General features: G+C 71.6%; 13 protein-coding genes. 2 read left to right on the forward strand and 11 right to left on the reverse strand.

What is annotated here, in order from left to right; translation table 11 throughout:
• Positions 1–71 precede the first annotated feature (71 nt).
• From hemW to FHS08_RS14745, 5 genes are read right to left on the reverse strand one after another with little or no spacing between them, the layout of a single operon-like run.
• The gene (hemW, locus tag FHS08_RS14725) at positions 72–1,283 is read right to left on the reverse strand and encodes a radical SAM family heme chaperone HemW (protein ID WP_167040763.1); all 1,212 of its coding nucleotides are present in this window, start codon (positions 1,281–1,283) and stop codon (positions 72–74) included.
• Positions 1,283–1,933: a DUF1990 family protein gene (locus FHS08_RS14730; RefSeq protein ID WP_167040766.1), complete on the reverse strand. Its 651-nt coding sequence runs from the start codon at positions 1,931–1,933 to the stop codon at positions 1,283–1,285. The genes hemW and FHS08_RS14730 overlap by 1 nt, the downstream gene beginning before the upstream one ends.
• Positions 1,934–1,989: 56 nt before the next feature.
• Positions 1,990–2,481: a DUF1990 family protein gene (locus FHS08_RS14735; protein WP_167040768.1), complete on the reverse strand. Its 492-nt coding sequence runs from the start codon at positions 2,479–2,481 to the stop codon at positions 1,990–1,992.
• A gap of 3 nt (positions 2,482–2,484) precedes the next feature.
• Positions 2,485–4,335, reverse strand: a complete 1,851-nt coding sequence (gene lepA, locus FHS08_RS14740) for a translation elongation factor 4 (RefSeq protein WP_167040771.1) — start codon at positions 4,333–4,335, stop codon at positions 2,485–2,487.
• Positions 4,336–4,386: 51 nt separating this feature from the next.
• Complete coding sequence (locus FHS08_RS14745) at positions 4,387–5,529, reverse strand: pyridoxal phosphate-dependent aminotransferase (RefSeq protein ID WP_167040774.1); 1,143 nt, start codon at positions 5,527–5,529, stop codon at positions 4,387–4,389.
• Positions 5,530–5,609: 80 nt separating this feature from the next.
• Here FHS08_RS14745 and FHS08_RS14750 point away from each other — a divergent pair, with 80 nt between their 5' ends.
• Positions 5,610–6,329, forward strand: coding sequence for an alpha/beta fold hydrolase (locus tag FHS08_RS14750; RefSeq protein ID WP_167040777.1), 720 nt, complete (start codon positions 5,610–5,612; stop codon positions 6,327–6,329).
• A gap of 111 nt (positions 6,330–6,440) precedes the next feature.
• Positions 6,441–6,701: a 30S ribosomal protein S20 gene (rpsT, locus tag FHS08_RS14755; RefSeq protein WP_167040780.1), complete on the forward strand. Its 261-nt coding sequence runs from the start codon at positions 6,441–6,443 to the stop codon at positions 6,699–6,701.
• A 119-nt stretch (positions 6,702–6,820) separates the two neighbouring features.
• Here rpsT and holA read toward each other — a convergent pair whose 3' ends face one another.
• From holA to pabB, 6 genes are all read right to left on the reverse strand, one after another.
• Positions 6,821–7,879 (reverse strand): DNA polymerase III subunit delta, encoded by a 1,059-nt coding sequence (gene holA / locus FHS08_RS14760; protein ID WP_167040783.1) that lies wholly within the window; start codon positions 7,877–7,879, stop codon positions 6,821–6,823.
• Positions 7,880–8,010: 131 nt separating this feature from the next.
• Positions 8,011–9,387 (reverse strand): hypothetical protein, encoded by a 1,377-nt coding sequence (locus FHS08_RS14765; protein WP_167040786.1) that lies wholly within the window; start codon positions 9,385–9,387, stop codon positions 8,011–8,013.
• A 30-nt stretch (positions 9,388–9,417) separates the two neighbouring features.
• Positions 9,418–11,748 carry a ComEC/Rec2 family competence protein gene (locus tag FHS08_RS14770; RefSeq protein WP_167040789.1) on the reverse strand — a complete coding sequence of 777 codons (2,331 nt, stop codon included), beginning with the start codon at positions 11,746–11,748 and terminating at the stop codon, positions 9,418–9,420.
• The gene (locus tag FHS08_RS14775; protein WP_341800432.1) at positions 11,745–12,335 is read right to left on the reverse strand and encodes a ComEA family DNA-binding protein; all 591 of its coding nucleotides are present in this window, start codon (positions 12,333–12,335) and stop codon (positions 11,745–11,747) included. Before FHS08_RS14775 ends, FHS08_RS14770 begins: the two co-directional genes overlap by 4 nt.
• Positions 12,336–12,428: 93 nt before the next feature.
• Positions 12,429–15,008: a leucine--tRNA ligase gene (gene leuS, locus FHS08_RS14780; protein WP_167040794.1), complete on the reverse strand. Its 2,580-nt coding sequence runs from the start codon at positions 15,006–15,008 to the stop codon at positions 12,429–12,431.
• A gap of 67 nt (positions 15,009–15,075) precedes the next feature.
• Entirely contained in the window at positions 15,076–16,386 is a 1,311-nt protein-coding gene (gene pabB / locus FHS08_RS14785; RefSeq protein WP_167040797.1) for an aminodeoxychorismate synthase component I, read from the reverse strand.
• Position 16,387: the final 1 nt, after the last annotated feature.

The following is a 16,387-nucleotide window of genomic DNA, read 5'->3' on the forward strand; positions in this document are numbered from 1 at the left end:
CAGGCGGGGAGGCGCGTCGTCGGGCGGAGAGCCCGCGCCCGCCAGGGCGTGAGCGCGTGACGCGCCGGTCCTCAGTCCGTGAGCGCCCGCACGACGGCATCCGCGAGGAGACGTCCACGCAGGGTCAGCACGATCCGCCCGCGCACGGCCTCGCCTCCGTCGACGAGGCCGTCCGCGATGAGCGCCGCGACGGCGTGCCGGCCCTCGCCGAGCAGCTCAGCGACGGGGAGCCCCTCGCGGATGCGGGTGCGCAGCAGGACGTTCTCGAGCGCCGTGGCCCCGGCATCCGGGGTCTCGCGGCCCGCGGCAGGCGACTCGCCCGCCGCGAGACGCTGAGCGTAGGCAGCCGGGTGCTTGACGTTCCAGAACCGCACCCCCGCGACGTGGCTGTGCGCTCCGGGGCCGAAGCCCCACCAGTCGGCGCCCTGCCAGTAGGCGAGGTTGTGCCGCGACCGGTGCCGTACGTCGGTCGCCCAGTTCGAGACCTCGTACCAGTCGTATCCCGCGCCTGCGAGCAGTCGGTCGGCGAGCTCGTACATGTCGGCCTGCAGGTCGTCGTCGGGCGCGGGGACCTCTCCGCGCCTGATCTGCCTGTGCAGCTTCGTGCCCTCCTCGACGATGAGGGCGTAGGCGCTCACGTGATCGGGTGCGAGGTCCAGGGCCGTCTCGAGCGAGGTGCGCCAGTCGTCGAGCGACTCCCCGGGCGCCCCGTAGATGAGGTCGAGGCTCACATCGAGCCCTGCCGCCCGCGCCGCCCGCACGGCCGTCGTGACGCCTTCGGGCTCGTGCGTGCGGTCGAGCGCCGCGAGCACGTGCGGGACGGCGGACTGCATGCCGATCGACAGGCGTGTCACTCCGGATGCCGCGAGCTCGGCGGCGACGGCATCCGTGACGGTGTCGGGATTGGCCTCGACGGTGACCTCGGCGCCGTCCTCGAGCCCGAACGCCTCGCGCACGCCGTCGAGCATCCGGCCGAGATCGCCCGGCGGCAGCAGCGTCGGCGTCCCCCCGCCGAAGAAGACCGTGGCGGCGGGACGGAGGGGTCCGGCATCCTGGAGGACGCCCCTCGCGAGCGCGATCTCGCGCAGCAGCGTGTCGGCGTACTCGTCCTGGCGGGCGCCGCGCAGCTCGCCCGACGTGTAGGTGTTGAAGTCGCAGTAGCCGCAGCGCACCCGGCAGAAGGGCACGTGCAGGTAGGCGCTGAACGGCGTCGCGGGGTCCGTGCCGGCATCCAGCGCTCCGTCGGCCGGGGCGGGATCGCCGAGCGGCAGCGCGGAGCCCATCAGCCCGGCGTCTGGTAGAGCGGGGAGATCGCGCGCAGATACCCCTGGAAGAGCTCGCGGCGGCGACGCCGCGTCATGGCGGGCACGAGCCGGTAGAGGAGAGCCGCAGGCGCGTCGAAGGCCCGCACCGTGAACCAGACCTCGTCGTTGTCATGCCACTCGATCATGAACGACTCCTCGCCGCTCACGACGGAGTCGCCGACCGTGCCGAGCGCGAAGCCCACGCGGCGCGGCTCTTCGACGGCGAAGATGACGCGGAGCTCGCCGTCGATGCGCATCCCCCTCACGCGCCCCTCCACCTTCACGGTCGTGCCGGCGCCGACGTAGGGGGTGCCGTCGGCGTCGAACCGCTGGTCGGCGACGGTGCGGCTCGGCGCGATGGCATTGCCTTCCGCGTCGAAGCTCACTCCCGAGTACATGGGGCCCGCCGCGGGGCGCACGTCCGTGAGCGCGAGGCCGGCGCCCCGCAGCGCGGCCCACGACAGCAGCGCCTCGCTCGCCGTCTGGAAGCGCGCCTCCCCGCTGCCGATGCGCCACGACTCCTCCGCGGGGATGCTGCGCTCGGGCGGGTACTGCATGAGATCGGGCGCCTGCGTCGCGCCGACGGCGGCGTAGTCCACGGTCTCGTCCTTGAAGGTTCCGCGACGCATGTCGTCCAGCCTACCGACCCCGCGAGGAGGCGGCCGAGAGAAATCGGGTCGACGCGTCAGCGGGACGCGTCGATCGCGACGCGCAGATACCGGCGCACGACCCGGTGCTGGATGACGCGCACGGCAGGCAGCGCGAGCGCCCACAGGCCCCCGCCCGACCGAGACAGCGAGCGGAGGGTGAACACGAGCCCGCCGTCGGGATGTGATCGGACGAGGAACGACTCCTCGCCGTGCAGAGGATGCCCCGGGCGTGTCTCGTAGCCGAAGCCGTCGGCATCGGCCCACACGACGTGCGCAGGCTCGGTGAAGCGGACGCCGGCGAAGCCCGCCGTGATGACGACGTCCTGGCCCGCTCGCGGTGGAGTCGGGGGAACGCGGAAGCCCGCCCGACGCTTGAGCTCCCACGTCGTCGCGACTCGGCGAAGCTCCGCTTCGTCGATCGGACGCAGATGCACCGACTGTTCGACGAGCCGATAGCCTCGCGGCGGGTCTGCGATCGGAGACCGGGTCGAGCCCGCCGCGAAGTCGCGCCGCCGTGCGCGCGGCATCCGCTACTTCTTGTCCTTGCTCTCGACATCCCCCGAGAGCGCGGCGATGAACGCCTCCTGGGGGACCTCGACGCGCCCGACCATCTTCATGCGCTTCTTGCCCTCCTTCTGCTTCTCGAGGAGCTTGCGCTTGCGCGTGATGTCGCCGCCGTAGCACTTGGCGAGCACGTCCTTGCGCATCGCCCGGATCGACTCGCGGGCGATGATCCGGGCGCCGATCGCCGCCTGGATCGGCACCTCGAACTGCTGCCGAGGGATCAGCTTGCGCAGCCGCTCGGTCATCATCGTTCCGTAGGCGTACGCCTTGTCGCGGTGCACGATCGAGCTGAACGCGTCGACCTTGTCGCCTTGGAGGAGGATGTCGACCTTCACGAGGTCGGCCTCCTGCTGTCCGCTCGGCTCGTAGTCGAGGCTCGCGTAGCCCTGCGTGCGGCTCTTCAGCTGATCGAAGAAGTCGAAGACGATCTCGCCGAGGGGCATGTTGTAGCGCAGCTCGACGCGTTCCTCGGAGAAGTACTCCATGCCCAGCAGCGCCCCGCGCCGCGACTGGCACAGCTCCATGACCGTGCCGACGTAGTCCTTCGGCGTCAGGATCGCGGCCTTCACCATGGGCTCCGACACCGACGCGACCTTGCCGTCGGGGTACTCGCTCGGGTTGGTCACGGTGATGTGCTTGCCCGCATCCGTCGTCACCTCGTAGATGACGCTCGGAGCGGTCGTGATGAGGTCGAGGTCGAACTCGCGCGAGAGGCGCTCCGTGATGATCTCGAGGTGCAGGAGGCCGAGGAACCCGCACCGGAACCCGAAGCCGAGGGCGACCGACGTCTCGGGCTCGTACTGGAGCGCCGCGTCCGACAGCTTCAGCTTGTCGAGCGCCTCCCGCAGGTCGGGATAGTCGCTGCCGTCGATCGGATAGATGCCCGAGAAGACCATGGGCTTGGGGTCGGTGTAGCCGGGCAGCGCCTCGGTCGCGGGCTTGCGGAGGTTCGTGACGGTGTCGCCGACCTTCGACTGGCGCACGTCCTTCACCCCCGTGATGAGGTAGCCCACCTCGCCGACGCCGAGACCCTTCGTGGGCACAGGCTCGGGGCTCGAGACGCCGATCTCGAGCAGCTCGTGCGCCGCCTTCGTCGACATCATCTGGATGCGCTCTCGCGGCTCGAGCTTGCCGTCGATCATGCGGACGTAGGTGACGACCCCCCGGTAGGCGTCGTACACCGAGTCGAAGATCATGGCGCGGGCGGGAGCGTCCGCGTTCCCCTGGGGGGCCGGTATGTCGCGCACGATGCGGTCGAGCAGCTCCTCGACGCCGGCGCCCGTCTTGCCCGAGACGCGCAGGACGTCGTCCGGGTCGCCGCCGATGAGGTTCGCGAGCTCGAGGGCGAACTTCTCCGGGTCGGCCGCGGGCAGGTCGATCTTGTTGAGCACGGGGATGATCTGGAGGTCGTTCTCGAGCGCGAGATACAGGTTCGCGAGCGTCTGAGCCTCGATGCCCTGCGCCGCGTCGACCAGCAGGACGGCGCCCTCGCACGCGGCCAGCGACCGCGAGACCTCATACGTGAAGTCGACGTGGCCGGGCGTGTCGATCATGTTGAGCGCGAACGTGCTGTCGGCGGTGGCCCACGGCATCCGCACCGCCTGCGACTTGATCGTGATGCCGCGCTCGCGCTCGATGTCCATGCGGTCGAGGTACTGCGCACGCATGTCACGGTCGGCGACGACGCCGGTGATCTGCAGCATGCGATCGGCCAGCGTCGACTTGCCGTGATCGATGTGGGCGATGATGCAGAAGTTGCGGATCAGCTCGGGCGGAGTCGCGGACGGCTCGAGGGGCTTCAGGGCGCGCGGTGACATGTCCCGTCGATTCTACGGGGGACGGATGCCGCGAACCTGAGCGGCCGCGATTCAGATCGGGGCGGGGATCCTCCGCAGTCCCTCGATCAGCTGATCGCGGTCGGACGCGACACACACGCGGATCCACCCTTCGCCCGACGCGCCGAACGCCGTGCCGGGCGCAACGGCGACGCCTGCTTCGTCGAGGAACCGCTCGCACCAGGCGAGCACGTTCCCGTCCGAGACGTGGGCCACGTCGATCCAGAGGTAGAACGCTCCCGTCGGCTCGAGGTAGCGCAGTCCTCGGCGGTCGAGCTCGGCCGTCGCGGCGGCGAGGTTGCCGCGATAGTGCGCCTGCGGGGCGACGACGGCATCCTGCGGTCCCGTGAGCGCCGCGAGCGCCGCACGCTGCGCCGGCGCGTCGACGCAGCTGACGAGGGACTCCTGCACCTTGAGCATCGTGGGACGAAGTCCAGGAGGCGTCACGAGCCAGCCGACGCGCGCACCCGTCATGGCGTACGTCTTCGACGTCGAGTAGACCGTGAACACACGATCGTCGGAGTCGAGCGCGGCGGGACTCACGTGCGCATGCCCCCACGTGAACCGCTCGTACACCTCGTCGCTGATGATCCAGAGGTCATGGCGGCGTGCGAAGCCGACGAGGGCCGCCATCGTGCGCGCGTCGAACGTCGACCCCAGCGGGTTGGACGGCGAGTTCACGATGAGGACGCGCGTGCGGTCCGTCACGAGCGTCTCGAGGTCGGTCAGATCGGGCTGGAAGTCGCGCTCCGGGCGAAGCGCGTACGGCACGGGCCTCGCCTGCAGCAGATGCGCGTTCATCGTGAATGTCGTGTACCCCGGATCGGGCACGAGCACCTCGTCGCCGTGAGACAGCGTGAGCGCCATCGCCAGGTGCAGCGCCTGCGTCGCCCCGACCGTGACCCATACCTGTTCGAGGTCGACCGTGACGCCGTTCTCGCGCGCGAGCTTGTCGACGATCGCCTCGCGCAGGGGCAGGATGCCGCCGTTGGGCGTGTATCTCGTCTCGCCCGCGCGCCACGCCTCGGCCGCAGCCTCGCGAGGGCCGGATGCGACGGTCTCCCCCGGCTCGCCGACGGCGAGCACGATCGTGCCGGGCCGTCGAAGAGCGAGCTCGAGGATGTGCCGGACGCCGGAACCCGGCATCCGTCCGACGTGCGGAGCGATCGCTGGCATCCGGCCATGCTACGCGGCGCGTCGCGGCGCGACGGGCCGTGACGACGCCGTCCCGGACAGGACCGTCGTAGCCTGATCGCATGACGGTCCAGGTCGTGTTCGTGCACGGCATCCGGACGTCCGCGACGATGTGGCGCGCACAGGTCACGCACCTCCTCTCGCGCGGGAATCCGGCGACCACGATCGACCTCCCCGGGCACGGCGCGCGCATGGCCGAGGACTTCACGCTCGACGAGGCGTTCGCGACGATCGATCGTGCGGTCCGGGATGCCGCCGCCCGAGGTCCGGTGCTCCTCGTCGGCCACTCGATGGGCGGCCTGCTCTCGATCGAGTACGCCGGCAGCGAGAACGCGCCCCCCATCGCAGGGTTCATCGCGGCATCCTGCACCGCGATCCCCCGGGGTGTGGGGCTTGCCACCTACCGTCTCCTGGCGCGCAGCTTCGACTCGCTCTCGGATCGCGGACAGTGGCTCGCCGATCGCGTGCTCGATGCGACGCTTCCCCCCGAGACGCGCGCCGACTTCGGCGCGGGCGGATATGCGTACGACGCGCAGGACGTCGCCCTGCGCAGCCTCTCGGTGCTCGACCTGCTCGCGGCGCTCGGTCGCATCCGTGTGCCGATGTGGTTCATCAACGGCCAGTACGATCAGCTGCGCATCAACGAACGGCTCTTCCGCAGGGTGGCCCCGGATGCCGAGCTCATCGTCGTACCGCGCACGAGCCACCTCGTGACCGCCATGCGGCCGCGGGTGTTCAACGCGCTCCTCGACCTCGCGATCACGACGCTCGACCAGACCTGATAGACTCGGTGATTGGCTTGCGTGTGGGTTCACCCCTCACGACCGCCGGAGCGCCCCTCTCGCGCCGACCGGCAACTCATCAGAACACTCCGAACGAAAGAGCCGTCGAACGTGGCGAACATCAAGTCGCAGATCAAGCGCAACAAGACCAACGAGAAGGCGCACGAGCGCAACAAGGCCGTCAAGAGCGAGCTGAAGACCGCCGTGCGTCGCACGCGCGAGGCCGTCACGGCGGGCGACAAGGCCTCGGCCGAGAAGGCGCTCCTGAAGGCGACCAAGAAGCTCGACAAGGCCGTGAGCAAGGGCGTCATCCACAAGAACCAGGCGGCGAACCGCAAGTCGGCCATCGCCAAGCAGGTCGCGTCGCTCTGACCGCATTTTCGAAGAGCCCGTCCCTCCGGGGGCGGGCTCTTCTGCATCCCGCGGCGGCGGATCCTGCAGGCGCTCGACGTGTCGGGCCCCGTGTCCGCGGCCGACGGCATCGCGCCGCGTCAGCTCCCGGAGGCGCTGAACGGCGCGCGCGTCGAGATGACCGTCACGAGGCGCTCCAGCGCGAAGACGGGGTCGCGCGATGCGCCCTTGACCTCGGCATCCGCACGCGCCGCGGCCTGGATGGCCATGCCGAGAGTCGTCTCGTTCCACCCGGAGAGGTCTCGTCGCGCGCGGTCGACCTGCCAGTCCTTGAGTCCGAGTCGAGCCGCGAGCGCGGCGGAGGGCTCACGCCCGCTGCCTGCGACTCGCGCCATCGTGCGGAGCTTCGACGCGATCGCAGCCACGAGCGGCACCGGATCGGCGCCCGAGGCCAGTGCGTGGCGCAGCGAGATGAGCGCATCGCCGTAGCGGCCTGCGATCGCCGTGTCGGCGACGGTGAAGGCGGATGTCTCGACCCGCCCGCCGTAGTAGCGCTCGACCACCTGCTCCGTGATGTCGCCGGGGACGTCCGCGATCAGCTGCTGACACGCGGCCGCGAGCTCCGTGAGGTCGTCGGCGAACGCCGAGACGAGGGCGCGCAGCGCGGCGGGCGCGATGCGCTTCTTCGCCGCCTGGAACTCGCCGGCCGCGAAGTCGAACCTGTCGGAGTCGCGCTTCACGGCGAGGCAGGGGATCTCGACTCCGCCGCCGGTGCCCGCGCGGACGGCGTCGAGGAGCTTCTTGCCGCGCACCGTCGCGCTCGTGTGACGCAGCACCACCGTCGCGCCGTCCTGCGGCGCCTCGAGGTAGGCGAGCGCTTCCGCGAGGAAGGCGTCGGAGCACTTCTCCACGCCCGTGACCCTCACCAGGCGCGGCTCGCCGAACAGCGACGGCGACGTCACCGCGAGCAGCGACCCCTGGACGTAGTCGTCGGCACGGAGGTCGGACACCTCGAGGCTCGGGTCTTCAGCCCGCAGATACTCGCGCAGCGACGCCGTCGCGCGCTCTGCGCACACGTCCTCCGGCCCGGACACGAGGACGATCGGGGCCGGCTGCGGGTCGCGCCAGGAGAGCTGGCGGATCGCGCTGCGTGCGCTCGCCGAGCCGCGCGCGGGTGCTCGTCGTGCGCTGCCTGCCATTCGCCCAGCCTATCGACAGGCGCCGACGTCGCGTCCGCGCGGGGCGGGGACGCGCGCCGGCTGCGCGCCTCCTGCGAGCCCCGCGCAGGATGGCCCGCGACGGAGGCTGCGACCGGGCCGTGTCGCCGGCCTCACGGCTGCGCGAGGAATCGTGCGGGGACGGTCGGCAGCGGCTCGTGGGGGTCGAAGGGCTCCCAGCCATCGTAGTCGGCACTGTTGAGGATGACGCCCTGTCCCTCGCGAGTCCACAGGACGAGGCTCAGCGTCGGGTTCGTCCACGTCCACGTGAAGCGGGGGTGCACACCGGACGCCTCGAAGGGGATGAGCCCTGCGCGCGACCGGACCGTCTGCGCGAAGTCGTGGGTCCAGTCGCGGAACTCGACGCACGTGCGTCCGAAGTCGATCCCCATGGCGACGATCACGACGACGGGCACGACCCACGCGGCGCGCACGCGGTCGTGCGCCCTGACGCCCAGCCGCGTGAACCGCAGCGCGGTCGCGAGTCCGATGAGGACGGCCAGGAGCACGGCCACCGCGATCCGCGCGTTGTAGTGCATCCACGGGTAGGGCCAGTCCGCGTCGATCACGCGGGGAACCGCCGATGGGAAGATCGGCACCGCGAGAAGGGCGATCGCCGCGAGGATGCCGACCCCGATGGCGGCGATGGCGAGCCGCCGCGAGGAGACCGCGAGCGCGAGGATCATCGCAAGCACCGCGACACCCGCCACGACGACGCGGGGATCGCGCGCGAGCAGCGAGAGGTTCGCCGCCTGGTCGAACGTTCCGCCGCCCACCGGCGACAGCGTCCACAGCGCGGTGACGAGCCCGAGGACGGCACCGCCCGCGAGGAGCACCGCCGCCGCGCCGACGATCCACGTCGTCGCGCGCTTGCGCCCGCGGCCCGCCTCGACGTCGTCGCGGTCGCGCATCCTGAGCACGACGCCGACGATGAGCACGGGTCCGAGGAAGATCGTGGACTCGTACGAACGCAGGAGCACGACCGAGACCGCCGCGAGCCCGATCGACTCCGCGAGCGTCCACGGTCCCGTCCGCAGCACGAGCGCCGCCGCGAGGGCGACGAGAGCGTAGGTCAGGTTGTACTCGCCCACCGCGAAGAACGCGGACACGGGGAAGACGACCGCCCACATCGTGAAGAAGAGCCACAGGAGTGGCGTGCGCCAGTGCAGGAGGATGGCGGCGCACCAGGCCGCCGTCGGGATCAGCATGAGCCCTGCACTGTAGATCAGCGCGACCGCCCCCGCGTCGACGCCGCCGACGGCGATCGCGACGATCGCAGGCAGCTCCGTCACCCCCGCCGAGAAGGTCCTGTCCGCATTGCCGAACGCGAAGCCGCCCTCGACGAGCATGCGATGCAGGAAGTGCGCCCCGTCTCCGACATACGCCGTCAGGCACACCGTTCCCACGACTCCGGCGGCTGCGACGATCGCCAGCGCGATCACTCGCCCCACCGCTTCCGGGCGCACTCGCCCGCGTTCCCCAGCCGTCATGCGCGCTCCCTGCGCCAGTTGCCGCCGATATTACAGACCCGCCCGGTCCCTGCTCACGATGAGACCCGTCGGCGCCGACGAGACGGCGATGACGCCTTGCGTGTCTGTGCGGGCGATGGTCGCTCCGAGCGACTCCAGCATCCCGATGGTCTCGGCACGCGGGTGCCCGTAGTCGTTGTCGACGCCGACGCAGATCAGGGCGATCGCGGGATCGAGCAGGCGATAGAGCCCGGCATCCTGATCCGCACTGCCGTGGTGCGCGACCTTCACGAGCGCGTACGGCGGATCGAGGACACCGGATGCCGCGAGCGCGCGCTGCGGCGACGCAGAGAGGTCGCCGAGCCACAGCGACGCCGGCACCCCTCCCCCTTCTATCTCGACGACGACGCTCGCGTCGTTGCCGCTCGGGAACGCGTGGCTCGCACGCGGCGGCCACACGACCCGCCACTGCGCGTCGCCCAGGGTCCCGTGGAGCCCGGCGGCGCCCTGCACGGCCTCCGCCCCGGCCGAGACGAGGTCCGCCACGAGCGCGCGGTCCGCCGACGCGGTCGCCGGTCCGTGGACCACCGTGCCGACTCGTCCGCGCACGGCATCGACCCCGCCGACGTGGTCGAGGTCGAAATGGGTCAGCACGAGAAGGTCGAGCTGCCCGACTCCCGTCCGGGACAGACATGCCGCGAGCCGATCGGGATCCGGACCCGTGTCGACGAGTGCGACACTGCTCCCCGAACGGACGAGGACCGCGTCGCCCTGCCCGACATCGCACGCGAGGACGGACCAGTCGCCAGGCAGCGTGAATCGGCCTGCGACGGAGCTCGTCAGCGCGACGCTTCCCGCAGCGATCCCGACCGCAAGAGCGAGGAGCACGCAGGATGCCGCGCGCAGGATGCGGTGCCGGCGGCCCGCCCCGCGCACGCCGAGCAGCACGGCGACGGCGGCGCCGACGGCCGCGAGCGCCATGAGCCCGAGCACGCCGTCGATCCAGGGCAGCTGGGCGCCCGGGAGCGTCGCGAACGTGTGCGCCGTCGCGGCGATCCACGCAGCCGGGGCCCAGGCGATCGCCGCGAGCCCGGATTGGAGCCACGGCAGGGGTGCGGCGAGGCAGGCCGCGAGCCCCGCGATCGTCGCAAGGGGTGCCGCGGGCCCCGCGAGGAGGTTCGCGACGACGCCGTAGACGGGCACGCTCGGAGTGATGAGCACGAGCAGCGGGCCGCAGGCGAGCTGGGCCGCCAGCGGGACTGAGAACGCGAGGGCGAGCGCGCGCGGCATGCGACGCGCGAGGCCCGCCGCCAGCGGACGGGCCAGCAGCAGGAGCGACGCCGTCGCGACGGCCGACAGGGCGAAGCCGAGCGACGTCGACAGCCAGGGGTCGACGACGAGAAGCACCGTCACGGCGAGCGACAGCACCGACATCCCCGTCGCGGCCCTTCCGAGCAGGACCGCGAGCATCGCGACGGTCGCCATGGCAGCCGCGCGCACGACCGACGGCTCGGGCGTGACGAGGAGCACGAACCCGACGAGGGCGGCGAGCGACACGAGGACGCGGAGCCGCCGCCCTGCCCCGAAGGCGGATGCCGCCCCGAACGCGATCCCGACCACGAGCGCGCAGTTCGCGCCGGAGACGGCCGTCAAATGCGAGAGGGACGACGACTTCATCGCTGCGTCGAGCTCGGCGTCGACGCTCGATGTGTCGCCCACCGCGAGCCCGGGGACGAGGCCCGCGCCGGGCGTGGGCAGGCCCTCGACCGCCGCGACGAGACCTCGCCGCAGTCCTGACATCGTCTCGAGCACACCTGGCGGCTCCTCGACGACCTCGACACCGCGCGTCGCCTGCACGACGAGGACCGCCCGCGCACCGGCGTCTGCCGGGCGCGCCGACCCGCGCGCGACGACCCGCGCCCCGACGTCGACGCGTCCGTCGACCGCGTCGGGCTCGACCGTGATCACGACGTCGATCCGCAGGGCCGTCGTGTCGGCGCCCGACGCGAGGGAGGTCGTGACGGCGTCGAACGCGATCGTGCCAGTGACCCAGGTCTCTGCCTTGCCCGTCACGACGGCCGTCACGGTGAGCGCGCGCCCTCCGTCGAGCCCGAGCGCGCTCGCGGCGATGCGTGCGGGCTGCGCGAGGGCGACGTGCGACGCGACAGCAGCCGAGGCGACGAGCAGCAGCACGAGCACGACGCGCGGCAGCACGAGCACGACGCGCGGCATCCGTCGTGCGAACGCCCGGAGCGAGAGCACGCCCAGGCCCCACGCGACGAGCGCGAGCACCCACGCGTGCGCGGGGACAAGAGTCGCGGCGGCCGCGGCCCCCCACGCGGCGGCGGCGACGGGCACCAGCCGGAGTCCGCGGACGTTCATACGGACACCAGGTCGCGCAGCGCCTCGAGCATCTTGTCGCCGATGCCCGGAACCGCGAGGAGGTCTTCGACGCTCGTGAAGCGTCCGTTGGCCTCGCGCCACTCGATGATGCGCGCCGCCATCGCGGCGCCGATCCGCGGCAGCGTGTCGAGCTCGTCTGGTCCAGCCGTGTTGAGGTTGACCCGGCCGTCGCCGGCCGGCGCCGATGCGGCGTCGGGCGCCGACCCCATGGCCGGGACGACGAGCTGCTCTCCGTCTCCGAGCGGCCGCGCCAGGTTGACGGCGTCTTCTGCGGCGTCGGGAGCGAAGCCTCCTGCGGCGGCGATCGCGTCCACGACCCGCGCGCCGTCGTGCAGGACGTACAGCCCCGGCGCCGCGACGTACCCCGACACGTGCACGTAGACGGTCTCGGGCGCCGCGGCATCCCTCTGCCCGCCGTCGGCGATCGTGACGGACTCGACGGGCGCCGACGCCGAGCGCAGGATGCCGATGCCGACCGTCGCCGTCAGCACGACGAGCACGACGACGACGGCTGCGCCGAGTCCGATCCGGCGGCGTGCCCCGTCGGGGGCTTCGAGGGACGTCACGCCGTCACGCTATGAGCGACCTCCCCGACGAGGACGGCCGGAGTGGCCCGATGGTGGACGGCGCCTCTCGCGCCCGCGCTGGGGAGGAGCGCGTCAGTGCGTGCTGAAGCTCACGACCTTCGGGGGGCGCACGATGGCGCGCGTGATCTCGCGGCCGCCGAGCGTGCGCTGCACGCGCTCGTCCCCGCGGGCGAGGGCCTCGAGCTCGTCGCCGCCGATGCGGGCGGGCACCTCGAGCGTCGCACGCACCTTGCCGTCGATCTGCACGACGGCGGTCACCGACTCCTCGACGAGGAGAGTCGGGTCGGCCTGCCGCCACGGCACGAGGCCCACGAAGCCGTCGTAGCCGAGGATCTCCCACATCTCCTCCGCCGTGTGCGGAGCGAACAGGTCGAGGATCATCGCGGTCGCCTCGGCGGCCTCGCGCACGGCAGGGTCGGCGGGTCCCGCGCCCGTGTCGATCGCCTTGCGGGTCGCGTTCACGAGCTCCATGAGGCGTGCGACGACGACATTGAACTTGGTCTGCTCGACGAGGCCGGGAGCATCCGCCAGCAGGCGGTGCGTCACGCGGCGCAGCGCCGGATCGCCCTCGGCCCACACGACGTCGGGGCTGCTCATGACGTCCTTCGCGACGCGCCACGCGCGGGCGAGGAACTTCTGCGCACCCGTCGTCGAGACGTCCTCCCAGTTGATGTCGTCCTCGACGGGCCCCGCGAACGTGATCGCGACGCGGGACGCGTCGGCACCCGGATCCACCATGCTCGCGGCGAACTCGACGAGGTTGCCCTTGCTCTTGGACATCTTCGAGCCGCCGAGCAGCACCATGCCCTGATTGATGAGGCTCGAGAACGGCTCGGTGAACTCGATGAGTCCCATGTCGAAGAGCACCTTCGTGATGAAGCGCGCGTACAGCAGGTGAAGGATGGCGTGCTCGACGCCGCCGATGTACGAGTCGACGGGGGCCCATTTGTCGGCCTCGCGCGTCGAGAACGCCTCGCCCGCGTCTCCCGGGGAGAGGAAGCGCAGGAAGTACCAGGAGCTGTCGACGAAGGTGTCCATCGTGTCGGGGTCGCGCAGAGCCGGCTCGCCCGTCTCGGGGTCGACCGTCTGCATCCACTCGGTCGCCCCGCCGAGGGGCGACGTGCCCTTCGGCGCGAGGTCGAGACCCTGCGCGTCGGGCAGAGTGAGCGGCAGCTGGTCCGCCGGGACCGGCACGATGCGGCCGTCCTGCGTGTGGATCATGGGGATCGGCGTGCCCCAGAAGCGCTGGCGCGAGATGAGCCAGTCGCGCAGGCGGTAGGACTTCGCCGCCCGACCGGTCCCCGCCGCCTCGAGCTCCTCGATGATGCGAGCGATCGCGTTGCGCTTGCTCAGCCCGTCGAGCGAGCCCGAGTTGATCATACGGCCCTCTCCGGTCAGCGCGATGCCGGTCCTGGCGGGGTCGATCGACTCGAGCGACTCGTCCACGATCGGGTTGCCCTCGTCGTCGAGGTCGATGACGGGGATGGCGCCCGTGATGGGGGCCGTCGTGTCGACGACGACTCTCACCGGCAGATCGAAGGCGCGCGCGAAGTCGAGGTCGCGCTGGTCGTGGGCCGGCACGGCCATGACGGCCCCGTGCCCGTAGTCGGCGAGGACGTAGTCGGCCGCCCAGATCGGGAGCCGCTCGCCGGTGAGGGGGTTGAGCGCGTACCGCTCGAGGAAGACGCCCGTCTTCGGCCGGTCGGTCGCCTGCCGGTCGATCTCGCTCTCCTTGCCCACGCGCTCGAGGTAGTCCTGGAAGCGCATGCGGACCTCCGCCGGCGCACCCGCCGCGAGCTCTGCGGCGAGATCGCTCTCGGGGGCGACGACGAAGAACGTCGCGCCGTGCAGCGTGTCGGGGCGCGTCGAGAAGACCGTGACCTTCTCTTCGCGGCCCTCGATCTCGAAGTCGATGTCGGCGCCGACGGAACGTCCGATCCAGTTCCGCTGCATGCGGATGACCTTGGACGGCCAGAAGCCCTCGAGCTGGTTCAGGTCGTCGAGCAGGCGGTCCGCGTAGTCGGTGATCTTGAAGTACCACTGAGTGAGCTTCTTCTTGACGACCTCTGCGCCGCACCGCTCGCAGTGCCCGTCGACGACCTGCTCGTTCGCGAGCACCGTCTGGTCGTTGGGGCACCAGTTGACGGGGCTCTCCTTGCGGTACGCGAGACCGCGCTCGTACAGCTTCTGGAAGAGCCACTGGTTCCAGCGGTAGTACTCAGGATCGCTCGTGTGCAGGATGCGCGACCAGTCGTAGGACGAGCCGTACTCGCGGAAGCTCTTCTTGTGCTGCGCGATGTTGGCGTACGTCCACTCGCGCGGATCGGCGCCGCGCTGGATCGCCGCGTTCTCGGCGGGCAGACCGAACGAGTCCCAGCCGATCGGGTTCAGGACGTTGTACCCGCGGTGACGCCAGAAGCGCGCGACGATGTCGACATAGGCGTAGCTCTCCGCGTGGCCCATGTGCAGGTCGCCCGACGGGTACGGAAACATGCCCAGCACGTACTTCCGCGGCCGCGTGTCATCTGCGCCGCCCGCACGGAAGGGGTCCGCCTCCGCCCAGCGCGCCTGCCACTTCTGCTGGATGGCGTACGGGTCGAAGCCGCTGCCGTCGGCGGCTGCGGCGGTCTCGGGGGGAAGGGTCTGACTCACGGAAGGACACCAATCACGGGTTTTTCGAGCGCAGAAAGCGCCCCTCCAGGTTACCGGACGGGCGCCCTCACCAGCCGGGAGGAAGCTCCGCGCCCAGTGCGGCCAGCGGACCGCGCGCCTTCACACCGACCTCGGCGACCTCGGCAGCGGCATCCGACCGCCACGTGATCCCGCCTCCTGCGCCCACGTACGCGCCGCCGGGGTGGGTGACGACGGATCGGATCACCATGGCCAGGTCGAGCGCGCCGTCGTCGCCGACCCAGCCGAAGCAGCCGGAGAAGACGCCGCGAGCCATGCCTTCCAGTTCGTGCAGGATCGTCATGGCGGAGAGCTTCGGCGCGCCGGTCATGCTGCCGGCGGGGAACGCGGCATCCAGCAGGTCGCCCACGGTCGTGCCGGGAACGAGCCGTCCCGCGACCGTCGAGACGAGCTGATGCACGGCGGGGTACGACTCCACCTCGAGCAGCCTCTCGGCGGCGACGCTGCCGGGCTCGCAGACGCGGGAGAGGTCGTTGCGCATGAGGTCGACGATCATGACGTTCTCGGCGCGCTCCTTCTCGCTCGCGAGGAGCTCGGCGGCGAGGACGGCGTCCTCCTCCGGATCGCGTCCGCGGGGCCGGGTCCCCTTGATGGGTCGCGTGCGCACGATGCCGTCGGCGACGTCGAGGAAGCGCTCGGGGCTCGCGCTCGCGAGCGCGACCGCGCCCGTCCGCAGCAGCCCGCCGTGGTGGGTCGGCGTAGCGGCGCGAAGGCGGCGATACGTCGCGACGGGATCCACGGCGCCCGCGACCCCGAAGCGGGTCGTGAGGCACAGCTGGTACGCGTCGCCCTCGCGGATCGCGTCGCGACAGCGCTCGATGAGCGCCGCGTACTCGCTCGGGGAGTTCCGCGCGACGGCCTGGGCGCCTACAGCGGCGGAGGCTGCGGCATCCGGCAGCGCATCACGCCACGACGTCACCTCGGACGCGAAGCGCAGCGCATCGGATGCCGGCGCCACGGCCCATATGCACCCGGCGGCATGGTCGAACGCGACGAAGCGATCGACCCGCAGCCACATCGCCTGCGGCACGTGCCCGTCGTCCGGTGCGACGGGGGCGCCCGCACGGGCGGCGGCATCCTCGTACCCGAGCCAGCCGACCCAGCCCCCGCGGAACGGCCCCGCCGGCCAGGACGGGTCGACCGCGCCGCGACAGACGACGGCGCGCACGAGGCCGGGAAGAGGCTCTGGCTCGCCGATCCCGAGCACCGACCACCCCGCGCGCGCGAAGGGCCCCGCGTCGAGCCAGAAGGCATGCGGATGCCGCGCCGGCCCGCCCAGGAACACCCGCTCGGGATCCGTCCAGCCGTCCAGGCGCACGGCTGTGAGCGGGTCGATCATC

The sequence above is a fragment of the Microbacterium ulmi genome, from assembly GCF_011759705.1.
Classification (GTDB): Bacteria; Actinomycetota; Actinomycetes; order Actinomycetales; family Microbacteriaceae; genus Microbacterium; species Microbacterium ulmi.

Bases quoted from the DNA above. Each gene is read 5' to 3' on its own strand.
- hemW (WP_167040763.1), bottom strand. From the start codon at position 1,283: ATGGGCTCCGCGCTGCCGCTCGGCGATCCCGCCCCGGCCGACGGAGCG.
- FHS08_RS14730 (WP_167040766.1), bottom strand. From the start codon at position 1,933: ATGCGTCGCGGAACCTTCAAGGACGAGACCGTGGACTACGCCGCCGTC.
- FHS08_RS14735 (WP_167040768.1), bottom strand. From the start codon at position 2,481: ATGCCGCGCGCACGGCGGCGCGACTTCGCGGCGGGCTCGACCCGGTCT.
- lepA (WP_167040771.1), bottom strand. From the start codon at position 4,335: ATGTCACCGCGCGCCCTGAAGCCCCTCGAGCCGTCCGCGACTCCGCCC.
- FHS08_RS14745 (WP_167040774.1), bottom strand. From the start codon at position 5,529: ATGCCAGCGATCGCTCCGCACGTCGGACGGATGCCGGGTTCCGGCGTC.
- FHS08_RS14750 (WP_167040777.1), top strand. From the start codon at position 5,610: ATGACGGTCCAGGTCGTGTTCGTGCACGGCATCCGGACGTCCGCGACG.
- holA (WP_167040783.1), bottom strand. From the start codon at position 7,879: ATGGCAGGCAGCGCACGACGAGCACCCGCGCGCGGCTCGGCGAGCGCA.
- FHS08_RS14765 (WP_167040786.1), bottom strand. From the start codon at position 9,387: ATGACGGCTGGGGAACGCGGGCGAGTGCGCCCGGAAGCGGTGGGGCGA.
- FHS08_RS14770 (WP_167040789.1), bottom strand. From the start codon at position 11,748: ATGAACGTCCGCGGACTCCGGCTGGTGCCCGTCGCCGCCGCCGCGTGG.
- pabB (WP_167040797.1), bottom strand. From the start codon at position 16,386: ATGATCGACCCGCTCACAGCCGTGCGCCTGGACGGCTGGACGGATCCC.